We start from the raw sequence: 21500 nt of genomic DNA on the forward strand, positions 1-21500 counted from the left end.
ATGTCCGGACCCGGTTTCGCCGTGATCGACTTCGAGACCACGGGCCTCTTCCCGACCGGCAACGACCGGGTCATCGAGGTGGCCATCGTGCATGTGGACACGCTCGGCCGGATCGAAGGGCACTGGGACACCCTGGTGAACCCGGGCCGGGACCTCGGCCGCCAGGACATTCACCGCATCCGTGCCGCGGATGTGATGAACGCCCCCACCTTCGACCAGATCGCCCCGAGGCTGGTCGACCTGTTGGCCGGGCGCGTGGTGGTGGCGCACAACGCGAGCTTCGACAGCCGCTTCCTGATCGCCGAACTGCAGCGGGCCGGGCACTGGACCAACGCGAACCTGGTCACGCTCTGCACCATGCAGCTGGCCCGCGACTTCCTCCCCGGCACGGGCCGGTCGCTCGCGGACTGCTGCGCGGCCTACGACATCGAACTCGACGGCGCACACCGGGCATCCGTCGACGCGACCGCCACCGCGCGGTTGCTCGGCGCCTACGTCGAGTCGGCGAACAACCCGGCGTTCTGGTCCAAGCACATTGGCGCGGCCGTCGACTACCAGTGGCCGGGAATGCCGGCTCAGGAGATTGCCTGGTACCCGCGGCCGGATTCCGCGCACCCGATGACGGCGGCGTCATTCCTGGCCCGTATGACGCATCACCTGCCCGACGTGGCCGGACCGGCCGAGTACATCGACTACCTGGCGTTGCTCGACCGCTGCCTGCTCGACCGGCACCTCTCCGCGCACGAGGTCGAGGCCCTGGTGCAGCTGGCCGACGAGCTCGGCATCAGCCGGCAGAGCTGTGAGGCGCTGCACCTCGAGTACTTCGCCGGGCTGACCCGCATTGCGTGGGAGGACGGCATCCTGACGACGGATGAGATGGCCGACCTTGTCGACGTCGGCAACCTGCTCGAACTGCCCCTCGAGGTGATCTCCGCCGCACTCGAGGCGCCGACGCTGTTGGCGTCGGAATCGCTGGCCGTGGTAGACCCGGCCCAGGCGTTCGTGCTGCTGCCCGGCGACTTGGTCGTGCTGACCGGAGACATGACCCGCCCGCGCGAGGCCTGGGAAGGCGAACTCCTAGCGCGCGGCTTCACCCCGTGGCGGGCCGTGACGAAGAAGGTTAAACTAGTCGTTGCCGCTGACCCCGATTCGCTCTCCGGCAAGGCGCGGAAGGCCCGTGACTACGGCATCCCGATTGTGGGCGAGGTGGCGCTGGAACGGCTGACTGGGAGCAATCCGGTTCCTGATTGAGCGACTCATCGGAGAGCACGCGATAGAGCGGAGCTATAACGTTTGCCCCAAATCGGCGATACGCGCGTGCAATTTCGAAGCATGGTGTCAGAGATCTTCGAAAAGAAGACCAAAAAAGTGCCCCGTTGATGAGCACGCTCGCATCGACGAGACCCCCTGCGAAATGGTCGACGCGAGCGTCTACAGCTTTTCGGCGCGCCGACGCCCTGGCGCTCGCAGAAATCTCGTCGGTGACCGGTCCCCGTGGCCATGCTGCACGACGTGGTGGAAGACACACCGGTGACACTTGACGACCTCGTGGATCGCGGTTTCGCGCCGCACATCGTGCAGGCAGTGGATGCCATCACGAAGCGCCCACAGGAACCGCTGGCCGGTGTTCTGGCGCAGCATGTCTGAGAAGTGCTCGCGACTGCCGGTCGCTCAATCGTTGTGGATTGCGAGCGATTGGCGAGGCGGCATCAGCACCTTCTCATCGTCGAGCATCATGCAACGGATGGTTTCTTATGACTCGCTTGCCCAGCACGACCGGTTGTGGACGGAGCTATGCGCTCCGTCCACAGTGAAACCCGAATCGATTTCTGTTACTAGTTGAAGACCATTCCGCCGTCGACCAGGATCGACTGCCCCGTGATGTAGTTCGAGTCGGGACCTGACAGGAACGACACAACGCCCGCCACTTCAGAAGCTTCGGCCAGACGCTCCAAGGCGATGCCCTGGGTGAACTGCTCCCACCCCCACTCATCCGGCTTGCCAGCCAGAGCCGCCGTCTTCAGCGCCAACTCCTCCACGAGCGGGGTTTTGACGATGCCGGGCGCGAAGGTGTTGACGGTGATGCCGTACTTCGCCAGGTCTCTGGCCGCTGACTGGGAGAGCCCGCGGATTGCAAACTTCGTGGCCGAGTACAACGCGATTCCCGGGTTTCCCTCGTGGCCCGCCTGAGACGCCGCACTGATGATCTTTCCACCATGCCCGAGCGCCTTGAATGCCTTCGTGGCGGCCTGAATACCCCACACAACGCCGTTAAAGTTGATGGAGAAGAACCTTCTCGATGCTCTCCACGGTGATCTCATCAAGAGGAGACTGCGGGGCAATCCCGGCGTTGTTGATGATCACATCGAAGCCACCCAGTTCAGCAACAGCTTGATCTACTGCGCCAAAGACGCTGTCCCGGTCGGAGACATTGACGTGCAACGCGATTGCACCGCCGTTTTTGCCACCGAGCTTCTCGGCAACCTTGCTCGCAGTCTCGAAGTTCAAGTCAGCGATGGCCACCTTGAAGCCATCAGCGTGAAGCCGCTCGGCAACAGCTTGCCCGATGCCCTGCCCGCCACCGGTGATGAGTGCCACTTTGCCATTTTCTGTACGCGCCATCGTTTCAACTCCTACATTTATTGCCGGGAAAGCTATGCGTTCTCCTTTCACCGTACGCTCATCGCGGCAGTCCTACGGCGGCAAACGCGCTGCGCGAACAGTTAGCGTGGCCCTACCCTGCCACCACACGGCGCTCGCTGCTACCCGAGCGCCATTCGCACCCCGAGGCTCAGCATCACGACCGCGATGAACGCATCGAGGATGCGCCACGAGCCCGGCCGTGCGAAGAACGGCCGCAGGTGGCGCGCACCGAAACCGAGCGCGAAGAACCAGGCGAAGCTGGCCGTGATCGCGCCGCCGCCCCACCACCAGCGCGCGTCGCCGCCCTGCTGATTGGCCACTGAACCGAGGAAGATCAGGGTGTCGAGGTAGACGTGCGGGTTCAGCCAGGTGAGGGCGACGATCGTCGATACCGCGACCTTCGTGCTGATGGGGATCGGTGAGGTGCCGGGCTCGAGGGCGCGCGGCCTGAAGACCCTCACCGCGGCAAAGACGCCGTAGCAGAGCAGGAACGCGGCCCCGACGACGCGAATCACGATCAACGCCACGGGCGTTCGTTCGACCATCAGGCCGATGCCGAGGATGCCGGCGAAGATGAGCACGGCATCCGAGACGGCGCAGATCAGCACCGCCGGCAGGATGGTGCGGGTGCGTCCCTCGATGCCGAGCCTCAACACATAGGCGTTTTGTGCGCCGATGGCCACGATCAGGGCGAGCCCGGTGCCGAACCCGAGAAGCGAGGGCAGCAGGGTCTCGGCGAGGTTCATGATTGCCAATTTAGGAGACAGAACCGATGCAGTACAGCTAAGGTTTCAAAGCATACCTAAGCGAGGCTAATGATGGCGTTTCAGTTGGACCACCTGCACACCCTGGTTGCGCTCGTTGAGGAGGGCACGTTCGAGGCGGCGGCTCAGCGGCTGCGGCTCACAGCATCCGCCGTCTCTCAACGGGTCAAGGCCATGGAACAGGCGGCCGGCCAGGTGCTGATCCAGCGGGTCAACCCGGTGGTTCCCACCATTGCCGGCGACGTGGTGCTGCGGCATGCGCGTCAGGTGCAGTTGCTCGAAGGCGACGTTGCCATCGAGCTCGGCGCGGGCCTTCAGACGGGCGGCCGTACCTCGCTGGCGCTGGCGGTCAACGCCGATTCCCTGGGCACCTGGTTCCTGGATGCGCTCGCCGCCGTGCCTGCCGACAGCGGCGCGGTCTTCGACATCTACCGCGAAGACCAGGAGCACACCACCTCGCTGCTGCGCTCGGGTGCCGTGATGGCTGCGGTCACCTCCACGGCCGAGGCGGTGCAGGGCTGCAGCTCGGCGCGGCTGGGCTCGATGCGCTATCGGGCTGTGGCCAGCCCCCGGTTCGTCGATGCCTGGCTGGGCGGCGTCGCCGGCCCCGCGGGGCCGAACCTCGAGGGGCTCGACACCGCCCCGATGGTCAACTTCGACCGTCGCGACGACCTGCAGCACCGATTCCTGCGCGGCATCGGCGGCCGGGCCACGGATGTCCCGCGTCACCACATCCCGACCTCGGCCGACTTTGCCCGCGCCGTGGTGCTCGGCCTGGGCTGGGGGCTGCTGCCCGAGCAGCAGTGCCTCACCGAGCTCGACGACGGCCGGCTTATGGAACTGGCGCCGGGGCATCCAATCGACGTGGTGCTCTACTGGCAGCGCTGGAACATCGCCTCCCGGCTGCTGGATCAGGTGACGGATGCCGTGGGCCGGGTCGCGGCGGCCAGTCTTCACCCGTAGGGGTCGCCCCAGCGCGGGGCGCGTTTCTCCGTGCTTCATGGGAGTAGCCTGAAAGGGCGCTGGCGGTCTCGCTGAGGGCGGCAGTGCACTTCTCAGAGGAGAGAAAAATGTCTGTCAAGCCACTCAAGGTCACCGTCACCGGAACCTCGGAATCGCCGACCAAGCTCGCCGTTTCTGTGCGGGATTTCTCGTTCATCATTGACGAGCCCGCCATGTTCGGAGGTGAGGATGCTGGCCCCAACCCGGTCGAATACGCCTTGGCCTCCCTCGCCGGCTGCATGAATGTCGTCATCCATCTCGTCGCCGCTGAGCAGGGCGTTGATCTGCGGTCGTTGCGGCTCACGGTCAAGGGCGAGTTGGACCCCTCGCGTCTGATGGCGCTGCCTACCGAGAACCGAGCGGGATTCGAGGGCATCGAGCTGATCGCCGAATTCGATTCGGACTCCAGCACAGCGCAACTCGACGAAGTGCTCCGCCTGGCCGGGCTTCGCTGCCCGGTCTCGGACAACCTGGGCAACGCAACGCCCGTCATCGTGCGACTCGCTGCCCCGGCCGAGCTGGAGGCTGCCCTCGTCGTCGGATAGCGACGGATGCTGCGGGCTGGGCCCGCCGCTACCGAACCTTGAGCAGGATCGGGGCGGCCGGGCTCGCCTGCTGCAGCTCGACAGTCTGGTGCCGGGACTTGAGGAAGTCCGAGAACTGATTGAAACCCAACGCACGCTCCTGGAATGTTGGGTCCAGCTGCCTCATCGTGCTTTTCAGTGTGGCGGCATGTTGCCACTCCAAGTCGTTCGCGCCGAGGTGTTCCATCGCACGCAGGAGCAGTGCCGTCGCCGTTTTCTTTGCCTTCGGGCTGAGCGCGACATCGAGCGCCGCCGCAGCGGTTCCGGCGGGATTGGCGACCGGGGGTTTCTTCGGCGTCGCCTTTTTCGCCGCGGGTTTGGCAACGGATGCCTTGACACCCGCCGCGGGCTTCGTCGAAGCCGCAGGCTGGGCGACGGATGCCGTTTTCATCGTGGCCACCTTCGTCACGACTGCAGCCACAGGAGCAACGTTCGTCACCCGCGTAACCCCGGGGAGCGAGTCATAGTCCACAAACACGTCGCAGGCCGCGGCGAGAGCGCTGCTCGTTGAGCCGGACACCCCGATGCCGACCACGACGCGGCCCAGCTGCTTGCAGCGCTGAACGAGCGGGATGTAGTCGGAGTCGCCGGCGACGATCACGATGTGGGTGAGATCATCCAGGCGGAACAGATGTTCCATCACATCGATGGTCAGAGCGATGTCCGCGCCGTTCTTCAGCGTCGACACGGTCGGGAACAGTTGGGTGAGGTTGACGGCCCGATCGACCAGCTGCCTCCGGTAGCGCGCATTGACCGGCGCCGACCAATCGGCGAAGGCACGGCTGACCGCGATCGGCCCGAGGGTCGCCGCGTAGTCGAGGATCGCCCCGACGTCGACCATGGCCTGCTGGATGCGCGCGGTGACCTCGGTCCCGGGAGTGAACGACACCCGGCTGCGCACCTTGTCCCGGGCGAAGGCGCCGTCGCCGTGCAGCTGGTTGTAGCGCGAGATGACGATGTTGTCGAAGTCGAGATAGACGCCGACTCGTGCCTGAGACTGCTCAGACATGCGGATGCTCCTCCATGGTTGATCTCCCAGACCAGCGCCATGCAGGTCCCCCGACTCCAGCATCGCGGAAAGTCGAGCGGGCATGCAAACCCCCATGCGGGATCCGGACCAGACCGGGCCCGTCGGCCCTCGTCGCAGCACCATCTTCTCCTCCACAAAACGACTTTGACCAGCTTATTCACGCCGTTGCGGAACCCCCGTGGAATGTCAGTGGCACCCCGGAACGTGATTGTTATGACCACCTCGGTGAGCGCCTCCCAGTCGCAGCTCGGCTCGCGTTTCGACGCGATCGCCGCCCTCGACCGAGGTCTCGCGCGGAGCTTCGCGCAGCGAGCCGAGATGATCGATGAGGCCCGCCGGTTCAGTGAGAAGATTGCTGCGAACACTCCCCGCCGAGCGGGTTCACGGTGGGATGCCGACGAGATCGCCCGGCGAGAGTTCTCCAGCGAGCTGGCCTGCACCCTGCGCATCCCCGAACCCACCGCCATGGGCCTGATCGCCGAGTCCCAGGCCCTGGCCGAAGACCTCCCCGGCACCAGGGCGGCGCTCGAGGCCGGCGAGATCAGCTACCGCCACGCCCAGGTGCTGATCGGGCAGGCCTGCTCGGTGCCTGCCGAGGCCCTGGCCGCCTTCGAGCAGGCACTGCTGCCGGCCGCGCGCACCCTGACGGCGGCCAAGCTCAAGCACAAGGCCCGCGTGCTCCGCGAGCGTCTGCACCCGGAGTCGATCACGGCCCGGCGGGTGAAATCCTTCAGCGAACGCACGTCCTACATACAGGCGGAACCCGATGGAATGGCCACTCTGACCGTGACAACCAGCGCCGACGTCGTGCACGCCATCTTCGCCCGGGCGAACGACGCCGCCCTCAGCCTGCTGGGCCCGGGGGAGCCCCGCACCCTGACCCAGGTGCGCACCGACGTGATGAGTGACCTGCTGGTCGACGGTGTGACGCCGTCGGGAATCGGAAAGGGTATCCGGGCCACGGTTCAGATCACGGTCCCGGTGATGACCCTCCTCGGCCCAAGCGAGGAACCCGGCTACCTCGAAGGCTACGGGCCGATCGACCCCGACACGGCCCGCGACTTGGCCTCGCGAGCGCCGAGTTTCACGCGCATCCTGGTGCATCCCGAGACCGGGGTTGTGCTCTCGGTCGGCCGCGAACGCTACAAGGTGCCCAAGGCGCTCCGGCGGTTCCTCCGCCTGCGCGATGAAACCTGCCGCTTCGCCGGCTGCAACCAGCCCGCCCGCACCGCCGACCTCGACCATACCCATGAGTGGCAAGATCTCGGCCACACCGCCCATGACAACCTGGCCCACCTCTGCCCGGGCTGCCATGCGCTGAAGACCGAGACCGGGTGGACGGTGGAGCAGGAGCCGGGCGGCATCCTCACCTGGCATTCACCGACCGGGCGCCCCTTCGTGACGCAACCGGCCACCCCGATCGCCACTCCGGGTGCGCCGTTGGATGCTCCCCGAACGTCGAGACCCGCCCGGCCGCCGCTGCCCGACGAAGCCCCGTTCTGACCGGCTACGTCCTGACCGGCTGCGACCTGACCAGAACGGATGCCCGACCGCCCCTAGTAGTGGTGCCTCGCGGCGATCACGACGATCTGGTTCTCTTCCACGGCGTAGACCAGGCGGTGCTCCTCCGTGATTCGGCGGGACCAATACCCCGAAAGCTGGTGCTTGAGCGCTTCGGGCTTGCCGATGCCGGTGAACGGCGTTCTCCGCACCTCGGCGATGAGCTTGTTGATGCGCTTGACCATGGCCTTGTCTGTTGTGACCCAGTGCTGGTAATCGTCCCAGACCACGTCGGTGAAGACGATGTTCACTCGGCGAGCGGGCGCTCGGCCGTCGTGCCGGTTCGATGCTGCGCAATGCTCTCGAGTAGCCGCGTCGCGTTCGCGGGGGAGCGCAGAAGGTAGGCGGTTTCTTCGAGTGCCTGATAATCGGCCAGCGACATCAAAACCGCACTGCCCTTCTTCGAGACGATCTCGATCGGCAGATGATCCTCATTGACCTTCTCGATCAAGGGGAAGAGTTGGGCACGCGCCTGGGAAGCGGTGAATGCCATGTTCTCAGCCCTTCGCTCGCAATATGGTACTGGATATTGTACCACTCGCCTGCCGGAAGGCTCAGGGTTCTCCGTCCTCTGTGAGGGGTCGCAAATCGACCATCCAGAGGGTGCTGAAGGTCGATTTGCGACCCCTCACGCACGGAATCCCACGCCGTTTGCCGTCAACACGGGCGCATCATGGGAAGGCACTGCATGGGCACGCTCCTTGAAGCGGGGACCGCCGCTGGTTACTGTCGCAGCAGTCGACCTGACGAGCAGCACCGGCGCGACGACGAGGAGCCCGGCAGACCTACGGCACGCACAAGGAGGCTGATTCACATGGGCGAGACGGTGACACGCGCCCTGCACTACGGCGATGACCGGCACTGGGTGTGCAACGACGGTGTCCATGACGGCGGCGTCTCCGAGTGGACGTTGACCGGCACCTCGACCGCGGGTCAGCAGCTCGAAGTGCGGGGGATCGACTTGCTCGAGTTCGACCAGCAGGGCAAGATCACCCGCAAGGATTCCTTCTGGAAGATCATCCAGTGACGCGCGACATCTCTCGGATCAGGGCATGAGCCATCCCGACGACGGATGCGGGATCGCGCCAAGCCGTGAGGGGTCGCAAATCGACTGACGTCGTGTCACAGCCGCCCGGGGAGACGAACGGCTGGGCCGGCCATCCGTCGGGTAATGTTTTAAGCCTAAGTGCGTGAGTCCCGTCGTCGAGTTGCGGCGCCCCTAATTGGGTACAAATAAGCAGATCACGGGCGTCTTTATCCGGGTCAGCGCGCCTAGGCTGAGTTTGGAAGTGATTGTCAAACAGTTGGGGGACTGAAGCATGAGCCCGGATTCATTTGGAGCTTTGTTAGCGGCCTACGGCGGAATCATGGTGTTGACCGTGTGTCTGCCGTTCGTGGCCTCCTTCATTCTGGACGGCGTTGTTCAGGTGCTGCGGAGCAACGGATTGAAGGTCTTCCTTGCCGCAGTGGGTATGACCGTGCTCCTAGCGCTCGGCGGATACCTGCTCTGGCAATATGGGATCAACAACCCGCCTCTACCGCCTTCGACCTTGGAGAGCATGGGGACACTCGCGAAGATGCTGCTGACATTTTCGTCTGCTCTGGCCCTGGCTGCGTTCGTGAGTCGCACGCTGCGACTCCTCTGGAAGACTCGGCGAGCGGCAGCGTGATGGTCTGTTCTGACCAGCACAGCCGCCCGTGACCGTCCCGGCCGCAGCGCAGACCTGGCGCCCGTCGGCCCTCGGCAAGCGCTTCACGAAATCCCGGGACTGGCGGCTGACACTAACCGGCCCCGAACTCACGATCACTGTCGACGGTGATCCAGTCGCGCGCACCATCGGCTCGTTCGGCGGACTGACGGTGACCGCAGGCCGCGTCTGGTCACACCTCGAGCTGGAGCACCCGGATCGGCGCTTCCGGTTCCGCGGCATCCCGAACCGGCGGGCGGCATCCTTCGCGACCGCCTTCGCCACGGCCCAAGCCGAGGCCGAGCATGTGCTCCGGCTGCTGCAACTGGTCGACGAATTCGATCAGGCCGCCAACCAGGTGCGGCTCTTCACCGAAGCGCTCGCTACCGCCATCGCCGTGCAGCTCACGGCGAGGGGCTGGCTCACCAGCGAGTTCGCCGCCTACTGGGCTGCGCGCAAAGCTGCCGTCGGCTTCGGCCAGTTGCTCGACGACCCCGATCTGCAGCCGCACATCGCGGCCCTCTCGGCGGTCGCCACAGAGACGGTCAAGATCTGGCGCGAAGACCTGCCCGCTTTCATCGCCGCCCAGAACGAGCGGCACCTCGCTGCCGAGCTCGATGACTGCCACGCCTTCTTCGACACGGTCGAGAAGTCGCCGCTCACGCCTGAGCAGGCGCGAGCGGTCGTCTGCTTCGACAACCGGATGCTGGTTGTCGCCGCAGCCGGCTCGGGCAAGACCTCGACGATGGTCGCCAAAGCCGGCTACGCGCTGCACCGCAACCTGATTCCGGCCGACAAGATCCTGATGCTGGCGTTCAACAGTGCCGCGGCGAAGGAGCTGGGCGCGCGCACCCAAGAACGTCTGGCGCCTCTGGGTCTGGATGCCGACAATGTGGTCGCGAAGACGTTCCACGCGTTCGGCCTTGAGATCATTGGCAAGGCCACCGGCCGCAAGCCGTCGCTGGCGCCGTGGCTCGAGGGCGGTGGAGACATCGCCCAGCTGGGCCGGATCGTCGACGTTCTCCGCGCGACCAACCCGCCGTTCCGTCTGCACTGGGACTTCTTCCGGGCGGTGCTCGCGCGCGACTATCCCGACCCCGATGCAGAGGCCAGCGAAACCGACAAGCCGCCGGCCTTCCGCACGGCACAGGGCGAGCAGGTCAGGAGCACGGGCGAGCGGATGATCGCCGACTGGCTCTACTTCAACAGCGTGGAGTACGTCTACGAACGCTCCTACGAGGTGGACACGGCCGACTCCGAGCACCGGCAATACCACCCGGACTTCTACTACCCGCAGATCGACGCGTACCACGAACACTGGGCAGTTGACGAGAACGGGCAGGCCCCGGAGGAGTTCGTCGGCTACCTCGACGGCATGCAGTGGAAGCGCAAGACCCACCGCCAGCACGGAACCACGCTGCTGGAGACGACGAAGGCACAGCTGTGGAGCGGCGAAGGCCTCCGTCATCTGGAGAAGGAACTGACCGACCGCGGCATTCGTTTGCAGGCAAACCCCGAGCGGCTGCTCGCCGGCCATCAGTCCACAGATTATGGGCGCCTGCTGCAGACGTTCCGGTCGTTTCTCACCCACGCCAAGAGCAATCGCCTCAGCGACGACCAGTTGCGCGATCGCCTCGAGGAGCAATCGCACGGTGAGGTGCGCTTCCGCGACGCCGCGTTCCTGCGCCTGTTCGCCCCAATTAGGCGCGAGTGGGACAAAGCCCTGGCCGAGGAGGGGTCGATCGACTTCGAGGACATGCTCAACCTCTCGGCCGAGCATCTGGAAGCCGGAAACTGGGAGAGCCCCTACGAGCTGGTCATGGTCGACGAGTTCCAGGACGCCAGCCACGCCCGGGCCCGGCTCGCCCGAGCCCTCGTTGCCCAGCCCGGCCGCCACCTCTTCGCCGTCGGTGACGACTGGCAGAGCATCAACCGGTTCGCCGGCGCCGACCTGTCGGTGATGACCGATTTTGAGCACCTGTTCGGGCCGAGCGAGGTGCTGCGGCTGGAGCGCACGTTCCGGTTTCCGCAGTCGATAGCGGATGTCTCCAGCAAGTTCGTGCTGCAGAACCCCAGCCAGCTGGTCAAGCGGGTCGTGTCCTCGACCGCGGAACACCCGCCGACGATCAGCGCCGTCTCGGTTGACACCGACACGGCCGTGAAGGCGGCCATCCATCACCAGTTGAAAGCACTGCACACCCAGATCGCTCGGGGCAGAATCCCTCAGCCGGTGGGCATCAAGGTCACCGTTTTCGTGCTGGGGCGCTACAAGCACCAGATCGACTGCGTACCGGACTCCAGGGAACTCGACGACCTCCTGGACGTGAAGTTCATGACCATCCACGCTTCCAAGGGTGCCGAAGCGGACTACATCGTGATCCCGGGAATGGTGTCGGGCAAGTGGGGTTTTCCGAGCACTATCCCGAACGACCCGGTGCTGCGGATGGCGATGCCCGCCGCCGAGGACTTCAAGCGGGCTGAGGAACGGCGGCTGTTCTATGTGGCGATGACTCGTGCTCGGCGGGGTGTGCTGCTGTTCACTGTCAAGAACCGGGAGTCTTCTTTCTTGATGGAACTGATCCGGGACCACGGGATCGTGCGCACCAACGCCATCGGCGAGGCCCTCGATTCGGTCGTCTGCCCTCGGTGCGGTCGTGCGTTCATGGTCGAGCGCGCCGGCAAGCGCGGTGCGTTCCTGGGCTGCAGGCGGTATCCGCGGTGCAAGAGCACGCTCGCGTTGGGCTGCAGGGGAGGCGAGGGGTAAGCCTCTCACGCCGCCTAGATTCCTCTATAGCACCCCCTGTTGATCCCATCGCGGCCACCATCACCTGGTGCTCGAACGCCCAGTTCAGCGCCTGCATGTTGTCGAAGTTCATCTCCTAGAGCGTGCCCACCAGCGTCGGCGCGAGCAGGTCGCCGCCCAGGCGGAGATCTTCTTTGCCTGTCCGTTCTGCGCCAGCCCCACATCAGTTGCTGTGCGGGGCACGTGTAGGAGCCGAAACGGCGGTCTTGCCTGATGCGCGTCGCTCACCGCTGCTGGATAAGCTGGCAAGACGCAGCGACGGCCAAGCAATGGAGTAAGCACTTGAAGAAAAGAATCGAAGTCGTCGGCGCAGTCCTCATCAGAGGTGAAACAATCCTGGCGGCACAACGGAGCGCGACAATGTCGCTGCCCGGCATGTGGGAATTCCCCGGAGGCAAGATTGAGTCAAACGAGTCACCGCAACAGGCGTTGCTGCGCGAACTCGAGGAAGAGCTCCTCTGCTCCGCAGAAATTGGCGAACATATCGAAACAACCGAGCACGAGTACGACTTTGGCGTCGTCATTCTGACCACCTACTACTGCTCGCTGATCGGCAATGAACCTCGCCTGACTGAGCACTCGGAGATTCGTTGGGTGCAAGCTGCCGAGCTGGATCAGCTCGACTGGGCACCCGCCGACATCCCCGCAGTCGCGCGCGTGATGAAGGACTTCCTGGTTTGAATGAGACTCGCAGTCAACTAACGCTCGACAATGCTTTCGGGTTCTTAGATTCACACATCACGGCTGACCAGGTCTTCCACCCCACTCTCGTTTCGAATTCCAATGGCCAGACGATGCTCAAAGCGATCCTTGATGAGCTCAAGCGATCGCGCAACTTTGTTTTCTCCGTCGCGTTCATCACGCCAAGCGCGATCGCCCTGCTCAAACAGGCACTCCTCGACTATCGAGGAACGGGCACGATCATCACGTCCACCTATCTCGGATTCAACTCGCCGGCCGCGTTCCGTGAACTCCTCAACCTCGATGGCGTCGATGTCTACGTGTATCCAGACTCCGCTGCTGGGTTCCACGCGAAAGGGTACATATTCGAGCAGGAGTCGAGCACCACGGCGATCGTCGGCAGCTCCAACTTGACGGCCTCGGCATTGCTGAGGAACCAGGAATGGAATCTGCGCTTCTCCGCGCTGCCCGATGGTGACATCGTGCAGCAGCTCGCGCGCGCAGCGCAGGTGCATAGGGATGCTTCGACCGCCTTGACGCGGGCGTGGATCGATGAGTACGCACTGACGTGGGTTCTGCAGCCTCACAACCCGCTCCGGTCCGCAACAGGGGTTGAACCGCTCGGTGATGCGCTGCCGGAGGGAGTGATCCTCCCCAATTCAATGCAGGTAGAAGCACTCGCCGAGATCCAGGCTCTGCGGGACGCAGGGGAGAGCCGTGCCGTCGTCATTTCGGCGACAGGGACGGGAAAGACAATCCTTTCCGCGCTCGACGTCCGGGCATACGCGCCAGAACGGATGTTGTTCGTCGTTCATCGCGAGCAGATTCTGGACCGGGCAATTGATGAGTTCAAGCGCGTCCTCAATGCCCCTGACAGCGACTTCGGCAAATTCGTCGGATCGAAGAAAGAGCTCGATCGTCGCTATGTGTTCGCATCGATTCAGTCGCTTTCTCGGCCTGAGAATCTTCTCGCGATTGAGCCTGACGCCTTTGATTACGTACTGATCGACGAAGTCCACCGGGCTGGCGCAGCGAGCTACCGCGCGCTGATCGATCACCTTGAGCCGGATTTCTTGCTCGGGATGACAGCAACTCCAGAGCGCACGGATGAGCTTAACGTGTTTGAGCTGTTCAACTTCAACGTGCCTTACGAAATCCGTTTGCAGAAGGCGCTCGAAGCAGACATGTTGGCGCCGTTCCACTACTACGGCGTCACTGACTACGTGAAATCAAACGGCGAAGTAATAGATCAGGTCGCGGATCTCAGTCGGTTGGTCGCATCTGAGCGCGTGGATCATCTTGTGTCCACCATCGAAAAATACGGCCATGCAGGTGTGCCGGTCAAAGGGTTGATCTTCTGCAGCAAGAATGCCGAAGCCGCTGAGCTCTCTGAAATTCTCAACCAGCGGGATGTCCACGGGCAGCGACTTCGAACACGCGCCCTGAGCGGGAAGAACTCGGTCGAGGAGCGCGAGGCGGCCGTGCAGATGCTGGAGCGCGGTGAGCTCGACTACATCGCGACCGTCGATATCTTCAACGAAGGCATCGACATCCCTTCGGTCAATCAGGTGGTTATGCTCCGACAGACGCTGTCGAGCATCGTTTTCACGCAGCAGTTAGGGCGAGGGCTGCGCAAGGTTGCAGGCAAAGACCACCTCGTGGTGATCGACTTCATTGGCAACTATGACAACAACTATCTGATCCCCATCGCTCTCTTCGGTGACAGCACCCTCAACAAGGATTCGATCCGCAAGAAGATCATCGATGCGCAAGAAGCTGGCGCGATAGCTGGCCTCTCGAGCGTCAATTTTGACGCGATTTCGAGGGAGAAGATCTTTGCTTCCCTCGCGACTACAACTCTTGACAGCATGTCAAACCTCAAGAAATCCTTCGTCGAACTCAAGAACCGCCTTGGCCGATCACCGCTACTCATGGACTTCGCTCGATTCGACACCGTCGACCCGACGGTCATTGCGACCAAGCAGAAGAACTACTGGAGATTTCTCAAAAAGGTCGGGGCAATGGATGCAACGGCCGGTGACTTCGAAGATGCTGTCCTGACGTTCCTCTCCGGAGAGCTTCTCAACGGGAAGCGGCCACACGAGCTGCTACTGCTCGACAGGCTGCTGTCGCATTCTGGTGGACTCACGGTTGAGGGCTATCAAACTGCGCTCGAGGGGAGCGGGCTGGCCAACGATCAGGCGACCCTCAATTCCGTTCTGGCCGTACTGAGTTTGACCTTCTTCACCGAAGCGGAAGCCGCGAAGTACGGTGCCGAGCCGCTCGTTTCGATTCAGGATGGGGTGTACCTCCTCAGCGAGAAATTCGCGGCGGCATGGGGTGCAGAGCCGCTCTTCCAAAAGCACGTTCGCGATGTCGTGGATGCGGGCTTGTATCTCGCACGCCATCGCTACAAGTGGAGCGGACAGCTTGAAGTGGGTCAACGCTACTCTCGCAAAGATGTCTGCCGCCTGCTCAATTGGCAGTCGAATCAGCAGAGCACAATCTACGGGTACAAGGTCGACTACTTCTCGAACAGTTGCCCCATTTTCGTGACCTACCACAAGGGGTCAGAGGTGTCCGAGAGTACGAAGTATGAGGATGAATTTCTCAATCCGTCAACCCTGACCTGGTTCACCCGCAGCAGGCGAACACTCGCGAGTGGCGAGGTAAAAGCCATTGTTGAGAATCAGCTCCCGTTGCACGTGTTGGCAAAGAAAGACGATGCAGAGGGCACTGATTTCTACTATCTCGGGAAAGCGAAATCGCAGGATGCTCGTCAAACGAAAATGACCGGAGAGAGTGGGCATGACGTTGTCTCCATGACCCTTGGTCTGGCCAGCCCAATCGAGTCGAGCCTCTACGAGTACTTTGCGGCTTCGATGCCAGTGGTTTAGGCGCCGGTTTCCAGGAGCAAGACGTCAGAGCGGGAACCATTCCACCCCCGCCCGTGTTACCCCTGACATGAAGTCCATTGTGTACAGCCAGACCGGTGACCCGTCCGTGCTTCAGCTCGTCGATCGGCCGGTGACCGAACCCGGAGCCGGCGAGGTGCGGGTGCGGATCGTGGTCAGCGGCGTGAACCCCACCGACTGGAAGTCGCGCCGCGGATCGGCACCGGGCCAGGCGCTGGCATTCGACGATGTGGTGCCCGGGCAGGACGGCGCCGGGATTGTGGAGGCGGTCGGCGCCGGCGTCGAGCACGTCAGTGTGGGCGACCGGGTGTGGTTGGCGCTCGCTGCGTATCAGCGCGCGAACAGCGGCTCGGCTCAGGAGTATGCGGTGCTTCCCGCCGAGCGGGTCTTCCTGCTGCCGGCGAATGCGAGTTTCGACCAGGGCGCGAGCCTCGGGGTGCCGGCGATCACGGCGTACCGCGCGCTGACCGTGGCCGAAGACGGGCCGCGCAGGCTGCACCCGGGAGCCCTGACCGGGAAGGTCGTGCTCGTGGCCGGCGGTGCAGGTGCGGTCGGGCACGCGGCGATCCAACTGGCCCGGTGGGCAGGGGCATCCGTCATCACGACCGTGAGCGGTCCGGCGAAAGCGGCGCTCGCCACGGCCGCCGGCGCGCAGCACGTGCTCACCTACACCGACGCGAACGTCGTCGACCAGATCCGGGCGATCGCACCGGAGGGGGTGGACCTGATCGTGGAGGTCGCACCGGCCCAGAATGCGCGGCTCGACCTGGCCGTGATCCGTAATCGGGGGTCGATCGCGGTCTATGCCAACAACGGCGGCGACCAGATGACGCTCGACGTGCGCCAGCACTTCAGCCTCAACGCGCGCTACCAGTTCGTGCTGCTCTACACGGTGGGCGCCGACGTGATCCGGGCGGCGGCCGAGGACATCAACGCCGCCCTCGTCGACGGCGCCCTTGCCGTCGGGGAGGAGGCGGGGTTGCCGCTGCACCGGACCGCCCTCGCGCACACGGCGGAAGCCCATGCGCTGGTCGAGAGCGGAGTCATGGGAAAGGTGCTGATCGACGTTTCGGCTGGCCGGTAGAACTTGCGCGGCGGCTGGGGAGCCGCCACACTCTCCGATCTCAAGGGCGAAACCAGCAGCTGCCTCACCTGTCCGGCGGATTTACTCCGACCGACAGGCGACTCTGGCTCTGGGCGAGCGGAATGTGCGAGCCCAGTCGGCGGTCAGTAGCTGCCGGCCGCTTCGGCCGTGTTAGCGCCGGAGAGCAGCGCGGCGCTGCCGGAGACACCGAGGCGGGTGGCGCCGGCTTCGATCATGGCCAGGGTGGCGAGTAGCGCTTGATGGTAGCGCCAGTCCGGCGGCCACAACATGCGAGAACACACCGCCGGCCAGGTCGAGGCATAAAGGCTCGCGCGGTCGGGCGCCAGTGGCCCCCGACCGCGCGACAGCCCGGCACCGAAAGGCCATAACAGTGGCCCCCGACGGCAATATTCAACGGCCCCCGAGCCCGCAAATGCTCACGATGCCGATGAGCGAACGACGCGTCTATATGGGATGCGACTGATATTGCTCCCGGGACGCGACTAGGCGCGAGGGTGAGCGGGTCCCAGCAACCTGCACGGTGGCTTCCGCTACCAGAGAAGGCGCGGCCCCCACCTAAAGGAGCCGACGGAACAGCCGCGCGGGCTTGCCCACGGTTCCGGTCTGGAGTTGACCGGTGGGCTCGAGCTTGCGCTCCATGCCCCTACGGAACGTGTCGCGCATGAGTCGTTCGCCGGAGACCGACTCATGCAGGCGCTGCAGGGCCAGGAGGGTGAACTCGTCGCCGAGCAGCCGCGCGGGGTCGGGCGTCTCGGTGTAGTCGAGGCGCAGCCGTGCCAGGGCGAGTTCGACGATCTGGTCGTGGTCGAACGCGAGGCCCTGCGCGGCGCTGACGGGAACCACGGCGACGTCGGCGAGCGCCTGGTGCGGCACGACAACGATGTGTGCGACCGACATCACCCAGCCGCGGTCGTCCCGGCCGGGCGCATCGAACACCTGCAGCTGCACGGGGGACAGGCCGCGGATTCCCGCCTTGTCGGCGAGGGAGCGGCGCACCGCGTCGGCCAGGGTTTCACCCTCGTGCACAAAGGTGCCCGGCAGGCGTCGCAGCGCGGGGCCGGTCGCGAGTCGACGCGCGGTTTGGGCTGGTACCAGGGCCACGCACAACTGGTCATCGTGCACGGTGAGCACGGCGGTGTCGACGGCGACCGATGGGCGCGGATAGTCGGTGAGGCGCTTCCCGTGGCTGCCCAGATTGTTGGTCACTTGACAATTGTCGCACATTGGCTCTAACCTTCAACTATCGGGGGATAGCGGAGTTTTGCGCTAAGGCCCGGAATGAAGACTTGCCTGGGCAGTGACTGTCGCAGGACCTTTTCGTTCAGTAACTAGGGGGAGCACATGAAGCTCACGTCAGCACAGAATGACCGGGCGGCCGGCCTCATCCTCGGCACCGCCGCGGGGGACGCCCTCGGTGCCGGCTACGAGTTCGGACCGCCGCTCTCCGACGACACCGATGTGACGATGAAGGGCGGAGGCGGCTTCGGCTGGGCGCCGGGGGAGTGGACCGACGACACGTCGATGGCCGTGCCGATCCTGCGAATGGTGGCCGCCGGACGGGACCTCCGCGAGGAGGCCGTGCTCGACGAGATCGTCGCGCAGTGGGTCGACTGGGCGAAGAAGGCGCCCGACGTGGGGATCCAGCTCGGGGCGATTCTGCGCCGGACCGAGCCCACGGCATCCGCGATTCGGGTCGTGGCGAAGGCGCACCACGACCGCACCGGGCGCAGCGCCGGCAACGGCTCGCTCATGCGCACGGCCCCGGTCGTGCTCGGCTACCTCGACGACCCGACCGGGCTCGCCGAGGCCGCCCGGCTGGTCAGCGACCTCACCCACTTCGAAACGGATGCCGGCGACGCCTGCGTGCTCTGGTGCCTGACCATGCGGCACGCGGTGCTGCACGGCGAGATCGACATTCGTGTTGGGCTGGACGCACTGCCGGCCGCACGCCGCGATCGTTGGGCCGGCCTCATCGCCGAGGCCGAGACCCTGCCGCCGAGCGCGTTCCCGAAGAACGGCTGGGTCGTGCAGGCTGTGCAGGGCGCCTGGTCGGCGATTTCCCGAACCGATCAGACGGATGCCTCCCACCTGCGCCTCGCCCTCGAAGCCGCCGTGCGCGGAGGCCGTGACACCGACACCGTTGCCGCCATCGCCGGCGGGTTACTCGGGGCGCGATGGGGTGTGTCTGCGGTGCCGGCGGAGTGGCGGCGAGTGATTCACGGCTGGCCGGAGTTGCGCGGGGGAGATCTGGTGCGGCTGGCGGGGGAGGCGGTGCGGGCGCGGGGTCTCGACAGGCTCGACCACCGGGGCGGGGGTCTCGACAGGCTCGACCACCGGGGGCTCAACCACAGGGGGGAGGCGCGGGTTGATTATTCGTCGTGGGGGGATGTGTCTGCGCTGGTGCGGCATCCGCATGACGACGGCGTCTGGCTGGGCGCGGTCGGCAGCCTCGACGCACTGCCCGCAGAGATCGACGCGGTGGTCTCGCTGTGCCGGGTCGGTACGGCGCAGATCCCGGACAGGATCCATGCGGAGAACCGGGTGGCGGTCTGGCTGATCGACCAAGCGGGCGCGGGCGAAAATCCGAACCTCGACTTCGTGTTCGCCGACACTGTTGACGCGATCGCAGCCCTGCGTGCCGAGAGGCGAACCGTGCTGGTGCACTGCGTGCAGGCGATGAGCCGCACACCCACGATTGCGGCGCTCTACGCGGCCAGGCACCGGGGGGTTCCGATCGACCGCGCGCTGCGGGATGTTATGGGCGCGCTGCCACGTGCGAACCCGAATCGGGCGTTTTGCGACGCGATGCAGCGGCCGAGTGTGAGTGGATTGTCTTGAGTCAACCGGGGGGACCGAACGATGAGTAATGCAGCGTCGAATAATTCAGGCGACAACTTTGTGAATGGTGTCGATGAGGGCGACGGCGGGGGTGACGGCTACGAGGAGTACAACCCGCCCGCGGATCGATTCCTGACCGCCCAGATGTGGTGGATCGCCAGCGAACTGGTGCGCCGGCATCCGCACCTGCGCATCTCCGGCGTGGAGGTAAACGAGGGCAGTCGGCTGCTGCTCGTGCACGACGAGCAAGACGGCCTGAGTATCCAATGGGACCTTGTTGGCGGCTGTAAATACCTTGTGAACGGTGTCGTGAACAGCATCAACTGGATCGAGATGATGGCCGCGCTCAGCCCTCACGAGACTCTCAAGCGCATCGAGGTGGCGACCGGGCTCGGTGTGCCGAAGGCGACCTCGGCCACAACGCCGCGGGCGCTCGCCTACCGGGTGATCGCCAGTGCTCTGGCCTCCGCGGTCGACGACCGGCACGAGTGGTACGCGGTGCCCGCGCCGATGCTGGTCGGCGACTCCTGCGACTACTTCGACGAGTTCCCCACCGCCGTGGAGGCACGCACGGCGTACGAGGATGCCGCGGACAAACAACTCGAAACGGGTCGCGAGGTCTACTTCTTCCAACCGTTCTGGGCGGTGCTGCGCGACCTCAAGCCGATCGCGATCTTCGACATCGCCGGGGTCGCCCACACGGTCATGGGCGCCATGCCGCTGATGCCGCTCTACGAACAGATCAACGGCAATCTGACCATCACCACGGCCCGGGTTCTCGGCCCGTACCTGCCCTGAGGAGCATCCATGACTTTCACTGAACCGACCACCACTGAACCGAACACCACCGAACCGACCAACACTGAACCGAAGAAGATCCTCTACATCGACCTCGACAACACGCTCGTGGATTTCCAGAGCGGCATTGACCGGCTCTCCGCGGAGGACCGCGCCACGTACGACGGCCACTACGACGATGCCCCGGGGATCTTTGCGCTGATGGACCCCGTGCCCGGAGCGCTGGAGGCCTACTGCGAGCTCGACGCGCACTTCGACACCTACATCCTCTCGACAGCGCCGTGGCACAACGATTCCGCCTGGAAAGACAAGGTGCTCTGGGTGCGGAAACACCTGGCGCTCACCAGCGAGTCCGCCGCCTACAAACGGTTGATCCTCTCGCACCACAAGAACCTCAACCGCGGCGACTTTCTCGTCGATGACCGGGCGGCCAACGGTGCTGTCGGCTTTGGAGGGGAGTGGCTGCAGTTCGGGCCGGATGCCGCGTTCCCAAGCTGGGCATCCGTCACCGACTACCTGATCGCCGGTGCCGAGCCCTCGCCGCTGCATATCGCAATCGACTTGGCCCGCTCAGCGCATGCCGGGCAGGTTGACAAGCTCGGCGTTGCCTATATCCACCACCCGCTCGCGGTGATGAAGCGGGTGCATGGCGACGACGCAAAGATCGTGGCCATGCTGCACGACGTGGTGGAGGACACCCCGGTGACGCTCGATGATCTCGCCCTTCGCGGCTTTGGGCCGCACATCGTTCAGGCAGTGGATGCCATCACGAAGCGCCCACAGGAACCGCTGGCTGAGTCGATGGCGCGCGTGCTCGCAAACCCGCTGGCGCTGATCGTGAAGCAGGCCGATATCTCGCACAACGCCGACCCGAAGCGGCAGGAGGGGCTGTCGGATGAAGCGCGCGAGCGGCTGACGGCCAGGTATGAGGAGTCGGCGCGGCTGCTCGGAACGACGCTATCGGACGTCCTGGCGCAGCAAGCCTGAGCTGTCGCAGCGGCTGCAGGTCACTCAGCATGGTGGATTGCGAGCGAGCTGGCGAGGCGGCATTCGGACGTGCTCATCGTCGAGCAGCAAGAGTGATATTGA

The 21500-nt window shown here is 64.7% G+C and carries 22 protein-coding genes; 14 read left to right on the forward strand and 8 right to left on the reverse strand.

Annotation, left to right across the window (positions count from 1 at the left end; translation table 11 throughout):
* On the forward strand, nt 1-1251 hold the full coding sequence (locus IWX77_RS00095) for an exonuclease domain-containing protein (RefSeq protein ID WP_196842491.1): 1251 nt from the start codon (nt 1-3) through the stop codon (nt 1249-1251).
* A gap of 243 nt (nt 1252-1494) precedes the next feature.
* Nucleotides 1495-1647, forward strand: a complete 153-nt coding sequence (locus IWX77_RS00100) for a hypothetical protein (RefSeq protein WP_196842492.1) — start codon at nt 1495-1497, stop codon at nt 1645-1647.
* 188 nt (nt 1648-1835) lie between these two features.
* Here IWX77_RS00100 and IWX77_RS16870 read toward each other — a convergent pair whose 3' ends face one another.
* From IWX77_RS16870 to IWX77_RS00110, 3 genes are all read right to left on the reverse strand, one after another.
* A complete protein-coding gene (locus tag IWX77_RS16870; protein WP_327012026.1) occupies nt 1836-2264 on the reverse strand; it encodes an SDR family oxidoreductase in 429 nt (142 codons plus the stop codon).
* A 7-nt stretch (nt 2265-2271) separates the two neighbouring features.
* On the reverse strand, nt 2272-2598 hold the full coding sequence (locus tag IWX77_RS16875; protein ID WP_334353548.1) for an SDR family NAD(P)-dependent oxidoreductase: 327 nt from the start codon (nt 2596-2598) through the stop codon (nt 2272-2274).
* A 164-nt stretch (nt 2599-2762) separates the two neighbouring features.
* Nucleotides 2763-3389 (reverse strand): LysE/ArgO family amino acid transporter, encoded by a 627-nt coding sequence (locus IWX77_RS00110; protein ID WP_196842493.1) that lies wholly within the window; start codon nt 3387-3389, stop codon nt 2763-2765.
* A 72-nt stretch (nt 3390-3461) separates the two neighbouring features.
* Between IWX77_RS00110 and IWX77_RS00115 the strand changes: the two genes are divergently transcribed.
* Together IWX77_RS00115 and IWX77_RS00120 are read left to right on the forward strand one after the other, a co-directional pair.
* Complete coding sequence (locus IWX77_RS00115; protein WP_327012028.1) at nt 3462-4370, forward strand: LysR family transcriptional regulator ArgP; 909 nt, start codon at nt 3462-3464, stop codon at nt 4368-4370.
* 107 nt (nt 4371-4477) lie between these two features.
* A complete protein-coding gene (locus IWX77_RS00120; RefSeq protein ID WP_196842495.1) occupies nt 4478-4954 on the forward strand; it encodes an OsmC family protein in 477 nt (158 codons plus the stop codon).
* A gap of 28 nt (nt 4955-4982) precedes the next feature.
* Here IWX77_RS00120 and IWX77_RS00125 read toward each other — a convergent pair whose 3' ends face one another.
* Nucleotides 4983-6002, reverse strand: coding sequence for an NYN domain-containing protein (locus tag IWX77_RS00125; protein WP_196842496.1), 1020 nt, complete (start codon nt 6000-6002; stop codon nt 4983-4985).
* A 234-nt stretch (nt 6003-6236) separates the two neighbouring features.
* Between IWX77_RS00125 and IWX77_RS00130 the strand changes: the two genes are divergently transcribed.
* Nucleotides 6237-7526: an HNH endonuclease gene (locus IWX77_RS00130; RefSeq protein WP_196842497.1), complete on the forward strand. Its 1290-nt coding sequence runs from the start codon at nt 6237-6239 to the stop codon at nt 7524-7526.
* 53 nt (nt 7527-7579) lie between these two features.
* On the opposite strand, the gene IWX77_RS00135 is transcribed toward IWX77_RS00130, so the two are convergent.
* The gene (locus IWX77_RS00135) at nt 7580-7834 is read right to left on the reverse strand and encodes a Txe/YoeB family addiction module toxin (protein ID WP_196842498.1); all 255 of its coding nucleotides are present in this window, start codon (nt 7832-7834) and stop codon (nt 7580-7582) included.
* Nucleotides 7831-8076, reverse strand: a complete 246-nt coding sequence (locus IWX77_RS00140; RefSeq protein WP_196842499.1) for a type II toxin-antitoxin system Phd/YefM family antitoxin — start codon at nt 8074-8076, stop codon at nt 7831-7833. The genes IWX77_RS00135 and IWX77_RS00140 overlap by 4 nt, the downstream gene beginning before the upstream one ends.
* Nucleotides 8077-8397: 321 nt before the next feature.
* Here IWX77_RS00140 and IWX77_RS00145 point away from each other — a divergent pair, with 321 nt between their 5' ends.
* The 6 genes from IWX77_RS00145 to IWX77_RS00170 all read left to right on the forward strand — a co-directional run bounded on the left by IWX77_RS00145 (nt 8398) and on the right by IWX77_RS00170 (nt 16754).
* A complete protein-coding gene (locus IWX77_RS00145) occupies nt 8398-8610 on the forward strand; it encodes a hypothetical protein (RefSeq protein WP_196842500.1) in 213 nt (70 codons plus the stop codon).
* 292 nt (nt 8611-8902) lie between these two features.
* Entirely contained in the window at nt 8903-9253 is a 351-nt protein-coding gene (locus tag IWX77_RS00150) for a hypothetical protein (RefSeq protein WP_196842501.1), read from the forward strand.
* 28 nt (nt 9254-9281) lie between these two features.
* The gene (locus IWX77_RS00155) at nt 9282-12035 is read left to right on the forward strand and encodes a UvrD-helicase domain-containing protein (RefSeq protein WP_196842502.1); all 2754 of its coding nucleotides are present in this window, start codon (nt 9282-9284) and stop codon (nt 12033-12035) included.
* Nucleotides 12036-12356: 321 nt separating this feature from the next.
* A complete protein-coding gene (locus IWX77_RS00160) occupies nt 12357-12755 on the forward strand; it encodes a (deoxy)nucleoside triphosphate pyrophosphohydrolase (protein ID WP_327012029.1) in 399 nt (132 codons plus the stop codon).
* 113 nt (nt 12756-12868) lie between these two features.
* Nucleotides 12869-15652 (forward strand): DUF3427 domain-containing protein, encoded by a 2784-nt coding sequence (locus tag IWX77_RS00165; protein WP_196842504.1) that lies wholly within the window; start codon nt 12869-12871, stop codon nt 15650-15652.
* A 67-nt stretch (nt 15653-15719) separates the two neighbouring features.
* Nucleotides 15720-16754, forward strand: a complete 1035-nt coding sequence (locus tag IWX77_RS00170; RefSeq protein WP_196842505.1) for an NADPH:quinone reductase — start codon at nt 15720-15722, stop codon at nt 16752-16754.
* Nucleotides 16755-16897: 143 nt separating this feature from the next.
* On the opposite strand, the gene IWX77_RS00175 is transcribed toward IWX77_RS00170, so the two are convergent.
* The gene (locus tag IWX77_RS00175) at nt 16898-17044 is read right to left on the reverse strand and encodes a hypothetical protein (RefSeq protein ID WP_196842506.1); all 147 of its coding nucleotides are present in this window, start codon (nt 17042-17044) and stop codon (nt 16898-16900) included.
* 286 nt (nt 17045-17330) lie between these two features.
* Nucleotides 17331-17981 carry an NUDIX hydrolase gene (locus IWX77_RS00180; protein WP_327012030.1) on the reverse strand — a complete coding sequence of 217 codons (651 nt, stop codon included), beginning with the start codon at nt 17979-17981 and terminating at the stop codon, nt 17331-17333.
* A gap of 135 nt (nt 17982-18116) precedes the next feature.
* On the opposite strand from IWX77_RS00180, the gene IWX77_RS00185 reads away from it, so the two are divergent.
* The 3 genes from IWX77_RS00185 to IWX77_RS00195 are packed head-to-tail and all read left to right on the forward strand — an operon-like array spanning nt 18117 to nt 21398.
* Nucleotides 18117-19613, forward strand: coding sequence for an ADP-ribosylglycohydrolase family protein (locus tag IWX77_RS00185; RefSeq protein ID WP_196842508.1), 1497 nt, complete (start codon nt 18117-18119; stop codon nt 19611-19613).
* A 21-nt stretch (nt 19614-19634) separates the two neighbouring features.
* The gene (locus IWX77_RS00190) at nt 19635-20411 is read left to right on the forward strand and encodes a TY-Chap2 family putative peptide chaperone (protein WP_196842509.1); all 777 of its coding nucleotides are present in this window, start codon (nt 19635-19637) and stop codon (nt 20409-20411) included.
* 9 nt (nt 20412-20420) lie between these two features.
* On the forward strand, nt 20421-21398 hold the full coding sequence (locus IWX77_RS00195) for a 5' nucleotidase, NT5C type (RefSeq protein ID WP_196842510.1): 978 nt from the start codon (nt 20421-20423) through the stop codon (nt 21396-21398).
* Nucleotides 21399-21500: the final 102 nt, after the last annotated feature.

The sequence above is a fragment of the Cryobacterium sp. CAN_C2 genome (assembly GCF_015751745.1).
Taxonomy (GTDB): domain Bacteria; phylum Actinomycetota; class Actinomycetes; order Actinomycetales; family Microbacteriaceae; genus Cryobacterium.